Source organism: Acidithiobacillus acidisediminis (assembly GCF_023277115.1).
Taxonomy (GTDB): Bacteria; Pseudomonadota; Gammaproteobacteria; order Acidithiobacillales; family Acidithiobacillaceae; genus Igneacidithiobacillus; species Igneacidithiobacillus acidisediminis.
The window spans coordinates 1,598,369-1,613,984 of the sequence record NZ_JALQCS010000001.1 but is presented as its reverse complement, the minus strand read 5'-3'; the positions used below and the strand labels follow the sequence as shown (position 1 = coordinate 1,613,984).

Here is a 15,616-nt window from a genome sequence, read left to right as displayed (position 1 = left end):
CCTCGGCCTGCCGATGGGTCGGGGCAGCACAGCGGGAGGATAACCATGGACTATGAAATTACCCTGGAGCCATCGGGGCGTACCTTACGTGTACGCGCCGAGCAGAACTTGGTGGCTGCCGCCCTCGAGCAGGGCGTCGCCATCCATCATGGCTGTGGCAATGGCTCCTGTGGCGACTGTAAGGGGACGGTACTCGCCGGCGAGTATGAACAACTCCCCTTCATGCCCCTCCTGCTCACCCCCCAGGAGCGCAGTGCCGGCAAAGCCATCCTGTGCAAGCTACAGCCACGCAGTGACATGCGCATCGAGGCGCAGATTGACACCCCGGGTCATTGGCAGGGGAGGATCCATGCCTTGTCCCGCCTTGCTCCGTCGGTCATGGAAATTCGCCTGCAACTGGAGCGCGAATATCCCTATCGGGCCGGTCAGTATGCCCGTATTGCCGTTCCAGGCCAGGCCGAGACCTGGCGCTCCTATTCTCTGGCCTGCCCTCCTGGGGATGATCATGAGCTTGTCTTTCACGTCCGTGCCGCTCCCGGTGGCCTCTTCACGGAATGGCTCTTTCACCAGGCGCAGCTGGGCGACATACTGCAACTCAGCGCAGCGCAAGGAGATTTTTATCTCCGGGAAGACAATGACCGGCCATTGCTGTGCATTGCCGCAGGTACCGGGCTCGCACCCATCGAGGCCGTTCTGCAGCAGGCTTTTCAGTCCGGCTGGCAGCGCCCCATGACCTTGTTTTTTGGCGCCCGCAAACGTCAGGATTTTTATCATCTAGAATTATTGTCCAACTGGGCTCAGCGTTACCCGAATTTTCAGTTCATCCCCACATTGTCCGACAAGGACGATGAAAGCTGGACCGGGGCACGCCGACTCTTACCCAGTGTGGCGCAAATGAGCCACTGGCAAGGGCATGAGGCGTACCTCTGTGGTAGCCCCAGCATGGTAGAAGCCGCCATCGATCTCCTGTTGTCCCACGGCCTGCCGAGCGGGCAGATCCACTTTGACAGCTTCGCGCCCAATGGCTAGGAGGATTTCTCATGAAAATACAATTGCTGGTTTCCAAGTGGTGCCCCACTTGCCCGCAAGCAGAAACGATTTGGCAAGAAGCTGTGCAGAAAAGACCGGCAGAACTGGAAATTCTGGACGTAGGCGATAAGGCCGGACGGGAGATCGTGAGTCGACTGCGCATCCGTACCGTACCGGCCATTGTCATCGATGGTGCACTGAAAACCGTTGGCGTGCAGCCCTTAAGCAATGTCTTGGCTCTGCTGGACGAGATGGTTGCGGGAGAAAGGCGATGAAGTCCATTCAAGCGATCATGCAGAACGATCACGAACACCTGGATACGCTATTACTCAGCGTGGAAACGGCATTAAAAAATCAGGATTGGCAGGGAGCGGAACGCCTGTTTGCGCAATTTCGCGACCGCACTGTGTCCACCCACATGAAAACAGAGGAAGAATTATTATTCCCTGCCTTTGAACGCTGGTCACAGGAAGCAGACCACCCTCTCACCTCCCTATTACGAAAAGGGCATCAGGATCTGCGCGTATTTTTTGCAGAAATCGAGGAGAGTCTGCAGCAGCACGATGCCGAAGAATTTTCGGATCTACTCAGCACGGTGAAAATTATCCTCCAGCAACATGATGCCAAAGAAGAAAATGAACTATATCCGCATCTTGACGCGGCACTGCCGGGCCAGATGGACATCATTCGTCAGAGAATGGACACTGTTGGGGAGTAATAAACATGAGTGAATATCGTGGCTGTGAACTTCCCGAAGACCTCTTTTATGATCTGGATTACGTCTGGGTTCGCCCCGATGACGATGGACTGTTCACTATTGGTGTCACCGATCCCGCGCAAACCATGTCAGGCCGGCTACAAAAGGCGCGCATCAAGAAAGTAGGAACGCAACTCGACGCCGGTCGTCATGTGGCAACCTTAGAAAGTGGCAAGTGGGCTGGCGGTGTCCCAACCCCCTTCGCTGGCGAAGTGGTCGCCCGAAATGAATCCTTGCTGGACAATCCGCACCTGATCAATATCGATCCCTACGGCGACGCCGGGATCGCGCGCCTGCGGGCAGATAATCCCAGCGAGGCATTGGCCAACTTGCACACTGGACCCGACGCCATAGCCGCTTTACAGGCCTGGATTCAGCGCTATGACGTGCAATGTATGCGCTGCTCCGATTAGAGGGAAATCCGTACCGTGAACCTGCTTGCCGACCCCACACCGAGCTTTGACACCCCCATAGAGCTCTTGCGGGCCTGCCATGAGCGGATTCTGCAACACTGTCGGCTACTCGATTGGCTGGATGCGCAACTGCAAACACAAGCTGTTGATCCGCAAATGCAACAGGCGGCGGCACGGATCCATCGCTATTTCACGCTTTCTGGGCCACCCCATCATGCCGACGAAGAATTGCAACTGTTTCCGTGGCTGTTGACGCATAAAGATCTGCCAGAGAATACGCGCACCGCCATTCTGGAGCTCAGGGAGCAGCACGCATCATTGGATGCCTGTTGGGCACTATTGGCAGAGCAGCTCTGCCAAATTCGTGATGGCCATTTCTCTGACTCCAGTTTGCGCAAGCAAGACTTTGTCGATCTTAGCCGGCAGCATGTCCAGCGCGAAAACGACCAGATCTTTTCGGTCGCCAGCCAGTTACTGGATCAGGAGACAGCCCAGGTCCTTGGTGCCAAGATGGTCGAACGGCGCCGCGCACATCCGTAGGAGCGTGCCATGCAAATTACCACTTGGCGTGTCTATGATCATCCATTCCCCGATGGCTATCGCGTATTGGCGGAACGCCTTTGGCCACGCGGTATCCGCAAAACGGATCTGGCACTCGACGCCTGGCCCAAGGAACTCACGCCCTCCGCCGCCCTACGTCAGTGGTTTCACCACGACCCAGAGCTCTGGGCAGAATTTCAAGCACGCTACCACGCGGAATTGCGGCAGCAGGAAAAAACCGCTCGCGAGCTACTGCAAGATGCTGGCAACCGCGACCTCGTTCTGCTCTACTCCGCCCACGATGCCAAACATAATGCCGCTTTGGTCTTGCGGAAGTATCTCCTGACGCTCACGAATGGCGATGGCGGTGGTGCACATCGGGAAAATGAACGTGGCTGTGAGTGATGGGCGCATGGCTATGCGGATGACGGTGACGAGTGCCGGGGGCCACCGGGACGTCATGTTCGTGTTGATGATGCTCGTCATGCGCATGCCAGTGCTCATGGGAGAGTGGCTCGTGCGTGTGCACATGGGCATGTTGCTCGGTCAGATGCAGCCAGACGCCCAAGGCCATGAGGGCACCGGCCACCAGCAGCGGCCAGGTGATCGGTTCGCCCAGGGCCACGGCTAATACCGCACCAATGAAGGGTGCCACGGAAAAATACGCACCCGTGCGCGCGGTACCCAAGTGACGCAAAGCAACAATAAAGAGGGCAAGACTGACGCCATAAGCCGCAAAACCGACCAGCATGGCCGCCGATACGTCTGGCAGACTGGGCCAATGAGCAACCCCCAGGGCAAAGGCCAAACCCAGATTGATCACCCCAGACACCAGGCCCTTGCCTGCCGCTATCCAGCTGGCGTCGGACAGTGACACCTTACGTGTCAGGTTGTTGTCCATCCCCCAGGCCAAGCAGGCGCCCAGCACCGCGAGGGCCGGCCAGACACCAGAAAAGCGTAGTTCCCCCGGCCAGCTCAAAATCACCGCACCGAGCATGATGGCCGCCATTCCCAGGGCGATGCGTCGGTCAAAGTTTTCGCGAAAGGCGAACCAGGCCAGCAGGGCGGTGAACATCCCTTCGGCATTGAGGAGCAACGACGCCCCCGTCGCCGGCATATGGCGCAAACCTAGCAACAACAGTACGGGTGCAACGATACCCCCAGCCATAATCGCCCCCGCCAGCCACGGCCACTCCCCCGGAGCCAACCGCACCGGCTCAGCGTGGCGAAGACGGCGCACCAGGGTCAGGCCAAGCCCAGAGCCCAGATACAAGAGGCCGGCCAGCAGCAAGGGATCAAGATCAGTGAGCAGCAATTTTGCCAAGGGCGTACCAGCGCCAAAGAGTAATGCGGCCAACAGAGCGGCCACAACACCTGGTTGAGCGAGATGCATCTTGGACACCGGCAAATTCTCCATGCTCGGGGAAGATTATAGAGTACCAGCGATAGCTCACCTATCGAATACCAAATTTATTCAGCACCCAAAATCAGCAGGTGCAGGCAGAGAACCTAGCCAGATGCCACCTCCATCGAGGTGCTCAGGCGCAGAATTCTGAGCCCAGCGATTAGATGGCTCAAAAGTGCAAGGATCTCTCTTGAACCAACTGGATTCTATCCACTGAACCCCGTATCATCTGGCGAGACGTCTTACCGTTATTATTTTCGCCAAACCTACCGGATAATGAAGCAAAATGATCGACAGTCTAGCGAGAAGAAATAGGCCGGCGCCGAGCACTAATTGGTTACTAACGATAATCTTGTTTGCAGTCGGAGCGGTGTTTTTTTCCTTCGATATCGGAAATACCAGTCTGTGGGATATCGATGAGCCCATGTACGCCCAAGCCCTGAAAGAAATGATCGCTCGGCATGACGTGGTCACCCCCATGTTGAATGGTGTGGTTTTTCCGGACAAACCCATACTGAATTATTGGTTGATGTGGGCGGGTGTGCACTTTTTTGGCATGAACAGCCTGGGATTGCGTATTGGCTCAGCGCTGATGGGGGCTGCTCTGGTAGCCTATCTGTATCTTGTCGTGAGCCGAATCCGTAATGGCCGCGTGGGGTTGATCACGGCGCTCATGACCCTGACCGCGTTGCATAGCACCGTAATTTTTCGCGGAACGACTCCCGACCCTTTGTTGATCTTATGGGTCAGCGTCGCGCTCTTGGAATTCTATAGCGCTTATATCCGGGAGAAAAAAAGATCGTTTCATCTCCTGATCTTCTACTGTGCGATGGCCATGGCGACCTTGGACAAAGGTCCGATTGGATTTTTATTGCCGGGCTTGATCATCACCGTTTTCCTATTGATCCAGCAAGACTTACGCTTCTTGCTACAACAAGGGCGCCTAGCCATTGGCGTTCCGGTGTTCCTGCTGCTGGTTCTGCCCTGGTACCTGGCCGTCGGTCTCACGACCCATTGGGTGTGGGATTCAGAATTCTTTTTACAACAGAACATTGGCCGCTTTGACGCCAGCATGCAGGGCCACAAGGGGCCGTTCTTTTACTACCTCATCAGCATCTGCGTTGGTCTGCTGCCTTGGTCTGTCTTTCTACCGCAAGCGCTCAGGCATCTTTTTCAGAGAATACGCAAGTCCCAAACTGATCATTCACTGGGCATCTTTCTGGTCATCTGGGCGGTGGTATGGACCGCATTTTTCAGCCTCTCTGCCACAAAATTACCCAGTTACGTCTGGGAGGCCTACCCGCCCTTATTGACCATCCTTGCCTTATATTTTGACGACCTGATGACCCGGGATGCGTGCCTGAACCGACGCACGGCAACGATTTCACTGATCATTGTCGCTAGCATCGGCATAGCGCTGGGGATTTTTGGTCAATGGATCATTCCCAGCCAAGATAGTCATATCCCTAGCCTGGGGATCTTGGGTTTGCCCTACCTGCTGGCCGGGATTATTGCCTTGATTTTGGTGTACCGAAAAATGCCGCTGGCCGCCACGCTCCTCGTTTTGGGCACCGGCTGCGTTGCCTTGACGGTTCTCCTGGTGGCGGTGGTGACACCGCAATTCAATGTCTTGAAACCTTCCCAGGCTATGGGCGCATTGATTCGGCACCGTCAAGGGTCGGAGCCCTATCGTTTGGTGACTTGGCATTGGTACCAGCCCGACTTCCTCTTCTATGCTGGGCGCGGTACGATGACGGTTCTGCACGCCAAAGATCTCCGGCAAATCGTCGATCTGCATGCCACGGTCCCGGTATATCTCGTCTGCCCACAAAAAGCCGACTCAACCATCGCCACGCAGTTATCCAACGCATTTACCATACAACCCTTACTGACGCGCTACGAAATCTACAGTAAGACGCCGATTACCTTGTTCCGGCTTACTCCACATCCTGCGGAAAAGGGCGTTTCTGCCAACGTTGGCGAATGATATATAAGGGCCGGTTTTTGGTTTCTTCATGAATCCGCCCAATATATTCGCCAATGACGCCCAAGGCCAACAACTGCACGCCGCCCAAAAAAAGTATGGCCACCATCAAGGAAGGATATCCCTTTACCGGGTTACCATAAATGAGGGTGCTGATAACCATCCACACGGCATACAAAAATGCCAGTACCGACACCACAACACCGAGCAATGTCGCGATCTGTAGGGGCAGTTGGGTTGTCGAGGTAATGCCGTCCAAGGCCAGATTCCACAAGCGCCAGTAACTCCACCGGCTTTTACCGTGACTCCGGGCGGGGCGGTGATAGGTGATCTCCGTACTACGAAAACCTACCCACGAGAATAACCCCTTCATGAAGCGGCGTCGCTCGGGTAACTGGCGCAAGGCATCAAGCACCGGACGGGAAAGCAGGCGAAAATCGCCGGTGTCTTCCGGTATCCTCATCGGGCTGAGTCGATTCAGGAGCCGATAGAAACCATAGCTTGAGCTCCGTTTCGTCCAGGACTCGCCGCTACGACTCAGGCGACGGGCATTGACCACGTCATACCCCTCCTGCCACTTGGCCAAGAGTTCTGGAATCAGCTCGGGAGGATCTTGCAAATCTGCATCCAAGGGGATTGCACACGCCCCCCAGGCGTTGTCCAGACCCGCGGTCAGGGCTGCCTCCTTACCAAAATTACGCGACAGCGCGAAAACCCGAATGCGGGCGTCTTGCTCATGCAGGGCGAGGAGCATGGACAGCGTATCGTCGGTGCTCCCATCATCCACGCAAACCATTTCCCAAGTTACGGCCAACGGATCCAATACCGTGCGCAGGCGTTCAACCAGGGCGGGGATACTCTCGGCCTCATTATGAAAAGGCACGACCAAGCTGCACACCGGGCGGACACCATGACTACCCACCCCAGTCCGTCGCTGGCGCGGCGCCAGCCGCTGAAAAGACGCCGATCGAATCAGCATCTACGGTGCTCCAGGAATGGAAGGTGAAGACATTTGTCGAGCCAGGGGGATCTAGGGCAGGTCATTGCGCAGAAGACTCTCCATCGCGTAGACGTTTCGGCGGGAAGTACACCCAGGCGGCCAAAAACAAAAAGGCAATAATGTAAATGTTGGTCGTGCCCAGGACGTCGCCCTTGTTGGCCGTGCTACCGGCCAGATAGGGAGCGCCCCATCCCTCGGCGGTGGTCCAGACCCCAAAGCTGTAGGCGATACCTACCGGGATCAGCCAACGCAATCCAACGCCCAAAAGCAAAAACAGGGCGATGACACTCTCGGCGATGGCCGCAAAGTATCCGAAGAGCACGGGGCCAACGGCCTGAATCAGCACAATGAAGAAAGATATATAGGCGGCAATCCAGCTGGGCTCTCCCGGCAAAGCCTGCTGCATATAGGTCAGGGCGTTATGGAGAAAATAGGGTTGCCACTTCCAGAAGGCGTCAAAGGCCCAGAGCAATCCAAACAGAATGCGCGCCATGTGCATAGCCGGGGCCGAGAGTGGCCGCCGTACCCCTGGCGCCAGCGACCAATATTCCCAAGAGCGCGTGGTCAGCACATAGACAAAGACCAGGGCATAGATGATCGCCGTGCCTGGGTCGGTCGCTCCTTGGGTGTAGGGTCCACCAAAGCCTCCCACGGTGCTCCACAGCCAGAGATTGTAGAGAACACCAACCAGGGCGAGGAAGGGCAGGCCCAATCCCGTAATCAGAGAGACAGCAAGGAGGGCATCAAGAACCACGCAGGCCCAGGCCACGGCGTGCGGTCCGATCTGCTGCACCCAGGCCGCCATCCATTGGCCATAATGAACCACCCAAGCGGGCTGGCCCGCCGCCGAGTCGGCCGAGAGGGACCCGAAAAAATGGGCGCGATAGGCGGGATTCAGTTGCAGGGCCGTATTGATCAGCCAAATCACCCCAAACAGGATGCGTACGGCGGCAACGGCCTTCTGTCGGACGGGGTTATCAGAATTTGCGGCAGTCATGATGCTCTCCTCATTCTCACTTTACGAAAAACGCGCCGCAGGTCGGCGGCCACGAAGGTTTTCCAAAAAACCATACAGACTGGGCATGAACCACAGGACCAAAGGCACCTCTGCGACCAGACCAGAGATGATAGCGATGGCCAAGGGTGCCTGCATCTCTGCGCCAGCGCCCAAGCCCAGGGCCAGGGGCAAGAGGGCCAAAATGGCGATAATGGCTGTCATCAGCACTGGGCGCAAACGCGCCTGACCGGCGCGACTGAGTTCTACGGGCGTGACATCCCGCAACTCGGCAAAGAAAAAGATCGCCGTCTCGGTCACGATCCCCACGATCATGGTCATCCCGATCATGGCGGTGATGTTGCGTTCCGTCCCGGTGAGCCAAAGACCAAAGAATACGCAGCCCAAAGATAGAATGGCGGTGCTCAGGATGCTGACCACCACGCTGAAGCGTTCATACAGATAGAGGAGCAAGAGCGCCACCAAGAGAATGGCCGCGAGCAGCACCAGGGCCAAGGCCTGCATGGCGCGTTGCTGCTCCTGATACAGGCCCCCGTATTGCAGGTAGACGCCCGCCGGGAGCCGCATCTGCGCCAAACGGGATTTGAGTTCAGCCATGACCGTGCCCATGGAGCGCCCTTCGATCCGCGCCGTTACCGCGACCATCGGCTTGAGATTTTCCGTCGTGAGTTCGGCCTGACCCGACTGAAGACGGACGTCGGCGACCTGCCCTAGCTGCAAGTAATGTCCATCCGGAGCCAGCAGCGGCAGGCGACGCAGCTTTTGAATCTGCGACCAGGAGGAGCGCGACGCCCGCAGACGCACCCCGATCATTTCCTGACCCGTGGGGATGCGCGTCACCACCTGCCCCTGCATCAGGGTATGCAGTTGGCGGGTGACATCGGCCGGGCTCATGCCTGCCAGGGCTGCCCGGACGGGGTCGATATGGATGTCCACCGCATCACCCGCAATGGTGATACCGTCAAAAACTTCGGTGACGCCCGGCACCTGGGCAATGCGCTGTGCGACTTGATGGGCCACAGCGCCCAATGTCTCGGGATTGCCTCCGTAGATTTTGACTTCAATGGGTTGGGGCACGGCCGTGAGATCACCAATCAGATCTTCCATCAACTGCCCGGTTTCCACGTGCAGACCCGGTACCTCATCATGGATTCGCTGGCGCAGGTCGCTCATGATCTGCCAGATGTTATCTTGCCGCTGGCTCTTCAGTCGGATGAAAAAATCCCCGGTGTTGGCCTCGGTGATGCCGCCCCCCAGTTGCAGGCCGGTGCGCCGGGAATAGCTGAGGACATTCGAGTTATGGGCCAGAATATCCTGCACCTGATCGAGCAGACGGTCGGTTTCCGCCAGGGAGGTCCCGGGCGGGGCACGATAATCGAGGACAAAGCCCCCCTCATCCATCCGCGGCATGAACCCACTCCCCACTTGGGTGTAGGACCAGAATCCCAACGCGGCGACCCCGATGAAGATGCCCAGAATCCACGCCGGTCGCGGCAAGAGATAGTGCAGCACTCGGCCATAGAGCTTGCCCAACCAGATCAGCCAGGGCCCTTGGTGCTCGGCACGTTCGGCATCTTTTTGGCGCAGCAGTACCTCGGCCAGCAGGGGCACGGCCAGATACGCGACCAAAAAGGACACCGTCAGGGCCGCGACAATGGCAATGGCCAAGGCCTGAAAAAAGGCCCCCGTAATCCCCGAGAGAAAACCCAACGGCAGAAAGATGATCATGGTCGCCGCCGAAGACCCCGCCAACGGCTTGCTCAGCTCTAGCGCCGAGTGCAGGACGGGAACCCGTGTGCCGGGATGTTCACTGATGCGCCGCATGATATGTTCCAGCATCACCACCGCGTCATCCACGACCAAACCCACCGCTGCCGCCATCCCCCCCAGGGTCATGATGTTGAAGCCCTGATGGAAGACGTAGAGGAGCAAGACGCTGGCGAGCAGCACGCTGGGCAAGACAATGGCGACAATGAGGGTCAGGCGCAGATTGCGCAGGAACAGCAAGAGCACCAGAGCAGCAAGCACGGCGCCGATGAGGATGGCATCGCGAACACTCGAAGCCGCAGCGGTAATCAGCTGGCTTTGATCGTACCAGGTACTGATTTTCACCCCCGCTGGAATACTGGCGGCGTCCTGCCGGAGCAAGCGTCGCAGGGCATGATCAATGGCCACGGTATTGCCGCCTATCTGCTGCTTGATATTGACCAGCACCGCCGCCTTACCATCGGCGCTCACGGTGGTCCATTGGGGGACCACTCCCGGGCGGATCTGGGCCACATCGGCAAGATCCACCACCCCATCGGGACCACTCTTGAGGATGGTCTGGCCAATTTCCTGTTCCGTGCGCAGGGGGCTCTCGCTCAGAATCTGATAGAGCCGATAATGGCGCTGGATGCGCCCGACCGCCGTGATTATGTTGCTATCCGCCAAGGCCCGGGAGACATCCTGAAAATGCAGGCCATAGCTTTGCAAGCGTAGGGGATCGACAATCACCTGATATTCCGCCTGCTCCCCACCCTGGACGTCCACCTGGGCCACCCCCGAGATGGCCAGGAGCCGCGGACGCAGGTCGTAGTAGGCGTAATGACGCAGGGCTACCGGACTCAGGCTGGAGGAGGTCAGGGCAAGGCCCAGAATCGGGTCCACCGTAGGATCCATCCGCCGTGCCCGGAACTGAGTTCCAGCAGGGAGACTGGGCAAGACCTGATTGATGGCCGACTCGGCCTGCAGCAGGGCGGTGTTCATTGCCGTGCCCCAGGCAAACTGGACCGAGATATCCGTGGCACCCCGGGAGGTGGTCGAACGAATCTTTTCCACCCCCGGCACGCCCCGCAATGCCTGCTCCAGGGGCTGGGTCAGGGTGAGCTGGGTCTGGGCGATGGGCAGATTGCCCGCATCTGCGGCCACCTCGATGCGGGGAAAGGCCACCTGGGGAAACAGGGCCACGGGTAATTTGAGGGCCGCCGCGACCCCGGCCAAGACCAGCAGGGTCAGAAAAAACAGTACGGAGCGGCGATGCCGCAACAGCCAGTCGCCCATCAGGAGCCCCTCTGCAGCCGCAGCGCCATGCCGTTACGCAGCTCATAATTGCCCAGGCTCACCACAGATTCGCCGGCGTGCAGCCCCTGCCGCACGGCAATCCAATCCCCTTCGCGCGAGCCCATCTGGATCCAGCGCCTCTGCGCGCGCCCCTGTACATTCACATAGCAGTAGGCCCGCTTGCCCGCATAGAGAACGGCACGGTCCGGAATCGCCAGGGCATCTTCTTGCCCCAACTGGATTTCTGCCTGCAGCATCATGCCGGGCAAGAGCCCTGGACTGGCCGGTAGGGCAACGACCACATGGGCCAGACGACTCTGCGGATCGACCTGTTCGTAGATCTGGCTGATCTTGCCTGTCCACTGTAGACCCGAACCATAGACCGGCCGTAGCTTCACAGAGTCACCGGATTGCACCCGCGCCAAGTCCGCGGGTTCTATACCCAGGACGACCCGCAAGGCATTCCCCGTACTCAAGCGTAACAGCGGCTGACCGGCAGCGATGACCGCGCCCTCCTCTACTGGAACCTGAGTCACCACGCCATCGATCGGCGCACGCAATACACCAGTTCCCATGGAAGCCAAGCGTGACCGCCAATCCTGCAGAACGGCCTGGGCCTTGGATACACTCTGCTGCGCGGCCTGTACTTGGGCGTTGGTCGCGAGTTGCCGTTGCCGCAATGTTTGCAGCCGATCCAGATCGGATTGGGCGAAGTGCACATCGATCTGCGCCTGCCGATATTGCAGCCGATCCGCAACGGACGGCTGCACCTGCAGCAGACGTTCGCCCCGCCGCACGCGTTGGCCCGCAGCCACCCAAACGTGCTGCACCTGACTTTCGGCCTGCACACTGACGCTGCGCCCCCCCTCAGGGGCAAATTCCACGTTGCCATAGGCCCGTAACTGCTGCACAAAGTGCATGTTGCGCGCCGGGGTCACCTGTACCAGGGCCGACACCCCACCCCAAGCAACTGTCGCCAACAGCAAGCCCATGGCCAGCAGTGCGAACTGCACGGATCGGATAAACGAGATCATGGTGTTTGCTTCCATTCTTGCCAAGGGATGCCCACGGCCATTTCCAGAGCCGCCTCTTCGGTGGATTGCGCCTCCTGCAAGGACAGGAGTTGCAGGCTTTTGGCCAAACTTTGACTACGGACGGTTTCGTAATCGAGCAGCGTCACATCATGTTCGCTGGCAGCCACCCGCAGTCGTTGTTCCGCCTTTTGCAGGGCCGGGACCTGTTGCGCCAGGGGCGTAATTTCTGCCTGCAGGCGCTGCAGATCGCGCACCAGGGCACTGATCTCCGCCCGGGTCTGAAACAGCCGGGCACTGTAGGCCGCGTGCAGCTGGGCGCGAGTAGCCCGGGCTTGGGCGATGGCACCCCGGTTGCGGTTCCAGAGGGGAATGCTCAGGTTGATGCTGGGCCCAAAGGTCTGGATGTTGGAGGTATCCGCAGCATGGCTGACGCCAATACTGAAGGCCGGATATTGCCCGAGGATGGCGGTGCGCACCTGGGCCTCCTGGGCGGCATAACCGGCACGCAAGGCGCGCAAATCCAAGCGATGCTGGATGGCCAAAGCGACGAGCTGCGACACCGGAGGGATTGGGCCCAGAGGCCGAGGGGCCGCCACCTGCACCCGAAAATCCGGCGGCAAACCCAAGGTCTGATTGAGCTGCAAACGCGCCTTGCTCAGCTGTCGCTGCAGGGCCAATTGCTGGTCCTGGCTGTCCAGATAGGCAATCTGGCGCAGGGTGGCGGAGCTGATGGTGGTATCCCCCTGCTGCAAGTTCTCTTGCGCCACCCGGTACAGCTGGGTGCTGACCTGGGTAGCGGCCGCCGCAAGGGTCTCCTGCCGGTGCAAATAGTACCACCGCCGCGCCTGAATACGGGCTTGGTTGGCCAGCATCCACTCTTGCCAAGCCACCTGATATTGCACCGAGCGCCGCTGAGCACGGGCAGCGGCCAGACGCGTGCTGCGGGTAAACAGGCTGGCCAGGTTCCACTGGAGACCGATGCCGTAAGCATTGAAGTACCCTTGGCTGACATTGCTCGGCAGATCGGCACTCAGGGAGAGCTGTGGATCAGGCAAGAGGCCAGCGGCAAAGACCTGCGCCTGGGCCACCCCGCGTTCGGCGCGCAACGCACGCAGATTGGGGTTGAGCATGACCGCGATCTGCGCCACTTCCGTGCCCGTGAGTGGCTGCTGGAAGTCGATACCCTGTCCAGCGGCAGCCACGGTCTGGTGCGTCGACGACGGTATTGGCACCTGGGTCGCCAAGGGAAGAGGGTGATAGCTGGCACAGCCCGCGAGGGCCAGGAGTAGGAATAGTGTGGGGATCGACAGGCGCATAGGTCCTCAACAAAGCTCTGGTGCGGGCTGACGATACTGTAAACGCAAACCCGAACCGGAGCGTCCATCCCGGAGCGCCAACTGCCCGCCCAGGCGCTGGGCAGCGGCAGCAATAATCGCCAGTCCCAAACCACTGCCCTCGCCGCCTTGGAGGCTGCCCCGGTGGAATGGCGCAAAGACCGCCTCCCGTTGCTCGGCAGGAATCCCCGGCCCTTCGTCCTCGATTTCGACGACAACAGATGCATTCTCCAAGCGCCAACGCAGCCAGACCGAAGTTCCGGCGGGGGCATAGCGCAGGGCATTGTCCAGGGCATTGCTGATCAACACCCGATAGGCCAAAAGATCGCCAAGAATGCGCAATGGCCCCGTCAATTCCAGGATCATTTCCATCTCCCGTGCCTCGGCCACCGGGACCCGCTCCGCCAGGATCTCCCGCAGCAATTCCCCCATATCGATGCAGCGCACCTGCGCCGCGCTGGCAACCTGCCGTTCCAGGGTCAGCAGCTGGTCCAGTAGTCGCCGGCTGCGCCCAAGACCAGATTCCACCTGAGCCAACCGCTCTTGGCAAACGCCCAAATCCTGAGCGGCGCGGGCGTTCTCCACTTGCAAGGACAATGCCGCAAGAGGCGTACGCAATTCGTGCGCCGCATCGGCAACAAAGCGCCGTTCGCGCTGCAGCAAGATTTCCACCCGTTGCAGGAGTTCCTGAATGGCGACCCAAAAGGGCTGTATTTCCTGGGGCACGGCGCGCTCAGGCAGGCGCATCTCCTGCTGGGGCTGCAAGGCATGGATCTCCTTCGCCAACCTGCGCAGGGGGAGGAAGCCCCGGTGCAATTGCCAAGCGATTGCCAACAACAAGATAGGCAACAACGCCAAAAACGGCCAGAGAGTGCGCTGCAACCCGTCGCCCGCCGCCTCACGGACCAAAGAATAGGGTTGTGCTACGGCCAGTCGACGTCCATCTGCCAAGCGCCGCACAAAGACCCGCCAATCTTGGCCAGCATCGTGGAATTGGTGGAAGCCTGGCTGCCAGTCTTCGGGGATGGCCAAGGGTTGGGCGATCTTCCCTGGGGTCATGACCTCTACCACCATGGAGCCATAGTCCTCTTCCCGGGGCAAGCGCTTTTTTTCCCGCAAAAACCACGGCGCGCTGAGAGGATGATCGGGCAAGGCTTGAGGATCCACCCAGGCTGCCACCTGCACCAGGTCAGCATCCTGAAAATTCCGTGCATCCTGATAGCTCAGGTAGTAGATAACGACGGTCGCTATCCCGCCGATCCCGAGCACCCAAACCACCAGGGTGAGCAGAAGCCGCCTCTGCAGAGAAAAACTCTGGCGCCTCATGCCCCTTTCTCGACCAGCCAGCCGGCACCACGGAGGTTTTTGATGGCATTGGCACCTAACTTTTTGCGCAGCCCGTGGATCAGAAAGTCGATACTGTTACTTTCCACTTCTTCACCCCAGGCATAGATGCGACCCTCCAACTCTTCCCGGCTGAGGATGCGCCCGGGGCGCTGCAACAGGGCACTGAGTAGGGAGAACTCCCGCGGCGTCAGGCGCTGCGCCTCCTCACCCTCCCGCCAGGCCTCATAGGTACTCAAATCCAGGGTGATCAGGCCATTGCTCAGCAGCGGGCCCGCCTGCCCGCCTTGACGACGTTGTATGGCACGCAGTCGCGCGAGCAGTTCCCGGGCTGAGAAGGGCTTGATCAGATAGTCGTCGGCCCCCGCATCGAGGCCGGCAATCCGGTCATCCAGGGCGTCGCGGGCACTCAAGATCAATACAGGTAGAGATGCCCCGCTGTGCCGAAGATCCGCAAGCAACTGCAAGCCATCGTCATCGGGCAAACCCAGATCCAACAGCAGGACCTCGTGCTCCACGGGCTGCAGGGCCCCTCGGGCCGAACGCCCATCCATCACCCAGTCCGCTGCATGGCCGGCATCGCGCAAGGCGGTCAACACCGCCTCGGCCAACATCCGATCGTCTTCCACCAAGAGCACCCGCATCGCCCCGCTCCCTTCCTGCGCCAGCAAGAATCGCTATGCCATCTCTGCGTAGCCTACCTACAAAGATTTAGGAAA

The 15,616-nt window shown here is 59.2% G+C and carries 15 protein-coding genes; 7 read left to right on the top strand and 8 right to left on the bottom strand.

What is annotated here, in order from left to right:
• The first annotated feature begins 45 nt into the window (after positions 1-45).
• From M5D89_RS08100 to M5D89_RS08075, 6 genes are read left to right on the top strand one after another with little or no spacing between them, the layout of a single operon-like run.
• Positions 46-1,029 carry a 2Fe-2S iron-sulfur cluster-binding protein gene (locus tag M5D89_RS08100; RefSeq protein WP_248885317.1) on the top strand — a complete coding sequence of 328 codons (984 nt, stop codon included), beginning with the start codon at positions 46-48 and terminating at the stop codon, positions 1,027-1,029.
• A gap of 11 nt (positions 1,030-1,040) precedes the next feature.
• Complete coding sequence (locus M5D89_RS08095) at positions 1,041-1,304, top strand: thioredoxin family protein (RefSeq protein ID WP_248885316.1); 264 nt, start codon at positions 1,041-1,043, stop codon at positions 1,302-1,304.
• Positions 1,301-1,747: a hemerythrin domain-containing protein gene (locus M5D89_RS08090; RefSeq protein WP_248885315.1), complete on the top strand. Its 447-nt coding sequence runs from the start codon at positions 1,301-1,303 to the stop codon at positions 1,745-1,747. The genes M5D89_RS08095 and M5D89_RS08090 overlap by 4 nt, the downstream gene beginning before the upstream one ends.
• Positions 1,748-1,752: 5 nt before the next feature.
• Complete coding sequence (locus M5D89_RS08085; protein ID WP_248885314.1) at positions 1,753-2,199, top strand: biotin/lipoyl attachment domain-containing protein; 447 nt, start codon at positions 1,753-1,755, stop codon at positions 2,197-2,199.
• A 15-nt stretch (positions 2,200-2,214) separates the two neighbouring features.
• Positions 2,215-2,739, top strand: a complete 525-nt coding sequence (locus M5D89_RS08080; protein WP_248885313.1) for a hemerythrin domain-containing protein — start codon at positions 2,215-2,217, stop codon at positions 2,737-2,739.
• A 9-nt stretch (positions 2,740-2,748) separates the two neighbouring features.
• Positions 2,749-3,144, top strand: coding sequence for a DUF488 domain-containing protein (locus tag M5D89_RS08075; protein ID WP_248885312.1), 396 nt, complete (start codon positions 2,749-2,751; stop codon positions 3,142-3,144).
• On the opposite strand, the gene M5D89_RS08070 is transcribed toward M5D89_RS08075, so the two are convergent.
• A complete protein-coding gene (locus M5D89_RS08070; protein WP_248886453.1) occupies positions 3,089-4,132 on the bottom strand; it encodes a DMT family transporter in 1,044 nt (347 codons plus the stop codon). The two genes, M5D89_RS08075 and M5D89_RS08070, sit on opposite strands and share 56 nt — an antisense overlap.
• Before the next feature lie 382 nt (positions 4,133-4,514).
• Between M5D89_RS08070 and M5D89_RS08065 the strand changes: the two genes are divergently transcribed.
• Positions 4,515-6,131, top strand: a complete 1,617-nt coding sequence (locus M5D89_RS08065; RefSeq protein ID WP_248885311.1) for a glycosyltransferase family 39 protein — start codon at positions 4,515-4,517, stop codon at positions 6,129-6,131.
• Here the strand turns inward: M5D89_RS08065 and M5D89_RS08060 are convergent.
• From M5D89_RS08060 to M5D89_RS08030, 7 genes are all read right to left on the bottom strand, one after another.
• The gene (locus M5D89_RS08060) at positions 6,082-7,107 is read right to left on the bottom strand and encodes a glycosyltransferase family 2 protein (protein ID WP_248885310.1); all 1,026 of its coding nucleotides are present in this window, start codon (positions 7,105-7,107) and stop codon (positions 6,082-6,084) included. The genes M5D89_RS08065 and M5D89_RS08060 overlap by 50 nt on opposite strands.
• Before the next feature lie 61 nt (positions 7,108-7,168).
• Positions 7,169-8,125, bottom strand: coding sequence for a hypothetical protein (locus tag M5D89_RS08055; RefSeq protein ID WP_248885309.1), 957 nt, complete (start codon positions 8,123-8,125; stop codon positions 7,169-7,171).
• Positions 8,126-8,146: 21 nt separating this feature from the next.
• Positions 8,147-11,185: an efflux RND transporter permease subunit gene (locus tag M5D89_RS08050; RefSeq protein WP_248885308.1), complete on the bottom strand. Its 3,039-nt coding sequence runs from the start codon at positions 11,183-11,185 to the stop codon at positions 8,147-8,149.
• Positions 11,185-12,219: an efflux RND transporter periplasmic adaptor subunit gene (locus tag M5D89_RS08045; protein WP_248885307.1), complete on the bottom strand. Its 1,035-nt coding sequence runs from the start codon at positions 12,217-12,219 to the stop codon at positions 11,185-11,187. Before M5D89_RS08045 ends, M5D89_RS08050 begins: the two co-directional genes overlap by 1 nt.
• Positions 12,216-13,535: a TolC family protein gene (locus M5D89_RS08040; protein WP_248885306.1), complete on the bottom strand. Its 1,320-nt coding sequence runs from the start codon at positions 13,533-13,535 to the stop codon at positions 12,216-12,218. The genes M5D89_RS08045 and M5D89_RS08040 overlap by 4 nt, the downstream gene beginning before the upstream one ends.
• Positions 13,536-13,541: 6 nt before the next feature.
• Entirely contained in the window at positions 13,542-14,879 is a 1,338-nt protein-coding gene (locus tag M5D89_RS08035) for an ATP-binding protein (RefSeq protein WP_248885305.1), read from the bottom strand.
• Entirely contained in the window at positions 14,876-15,541 is a 666-nt protein-coding gene (locus M5D89_RS08030) for a response regulator (protein WP_248885304.1), read from the bottom strand. The genes M5D89_RS08035 and M5D89_RS08030 overlap by 4 nt, the downstream gene beginning before the upstream one ends.
• Positions 15,542-15,616: the final 75 nt, after the last annotated feature.

Coding starts and splice junctions, on each gene's coding strand:
- M5D89_RS08100 (WP_248885317.1), top strand. CDS start 46: ATGGACTATGAAATTACCCTGGAGCCATCGGGGCGTACCTTACGTGTA.
- M5D89_RS08095 (WP_248885316.1), top strand. CDS start 1,041: ATGAAAATACAATTGCTGGTTTCCAAGTGGTGCCCCACTTGCCCGCAA.
- M5D89_RS08090 (WP_248885315.1), top strand. CDS start 1,301: ATGAAGTCCATTCAAGCGATCATGCAGAACGATCACGAACACCTGGAT.
- M5D89_RS08085 (WP_248885314.1), top strand. CDS start 1,753: ATGAGTGAATATCGTGGCTGTGAACTTCCCGAAGACCTCTTTTATGAT.
- M5D89_RS08075 (WP_248885312.1), top strand. CDS start 2,749: ATGCAAATTACCACTTGGCGTGTCTATGATCATCCATTCCCCGATGGC.
- M5D89_RS08070 (WP_248886453.1), bottom strand. CDS start 4,132: ATGCATCTCGCTCAACCAGGTGTTGTGGCCGCTCTGTTGGCCGCATTA.
- M5D89_RS08060 (WP_248885310.1), bottom strand. CDS start 7,107: ATGCTGATTCGATCGGCGTCTTTTCAGCGGCTGGCGCCGCGCCAGCGA.
- M5D89_RS08055 (WP_248885309.1), bottom strand. CDS start 8,125: ATGACTGCCGCAAATTCTGATAACCCCGTCCGACAGAAGGCCGTTGCC.
- M5D89_RS08050 (WP_248885308.1), bottom strand. CDS start 11,185: ATGGGCGACTGGCTGTTGCGGCATCGCCGCTCCGTACTGTTTTTTCTG.
- M5D89_RS08045 (WP_248885307.1), bottom strand. CDS start 12,219: ATGATCTCGTTTATCCGATCCGTGCAGTTCGCACTGCTGGCCATGGGC.
- M5D89_RS08040 (WP_248885306.1), bottom strand. CDS start 13,535: ATGCGCCTGTCGATCCCCACACTATTCCTACTCCTGGCCCTCGCGGGC.
- M5D89_RS08035 (WP_248885305.1), bottom strand. CDS start 14,879: ATGAGGCGCCAGAGTTTTTCTCTGCAGAGGCGGCTTCTGCTCACCCTG.
- M5D89_RS08030 (WP_248885304.1), bottom strand. CDS start 15,541: ATGCGGGTGCTCTTGGTGGAAGACGATCGGATGTTGGCCGAGGCGGTG.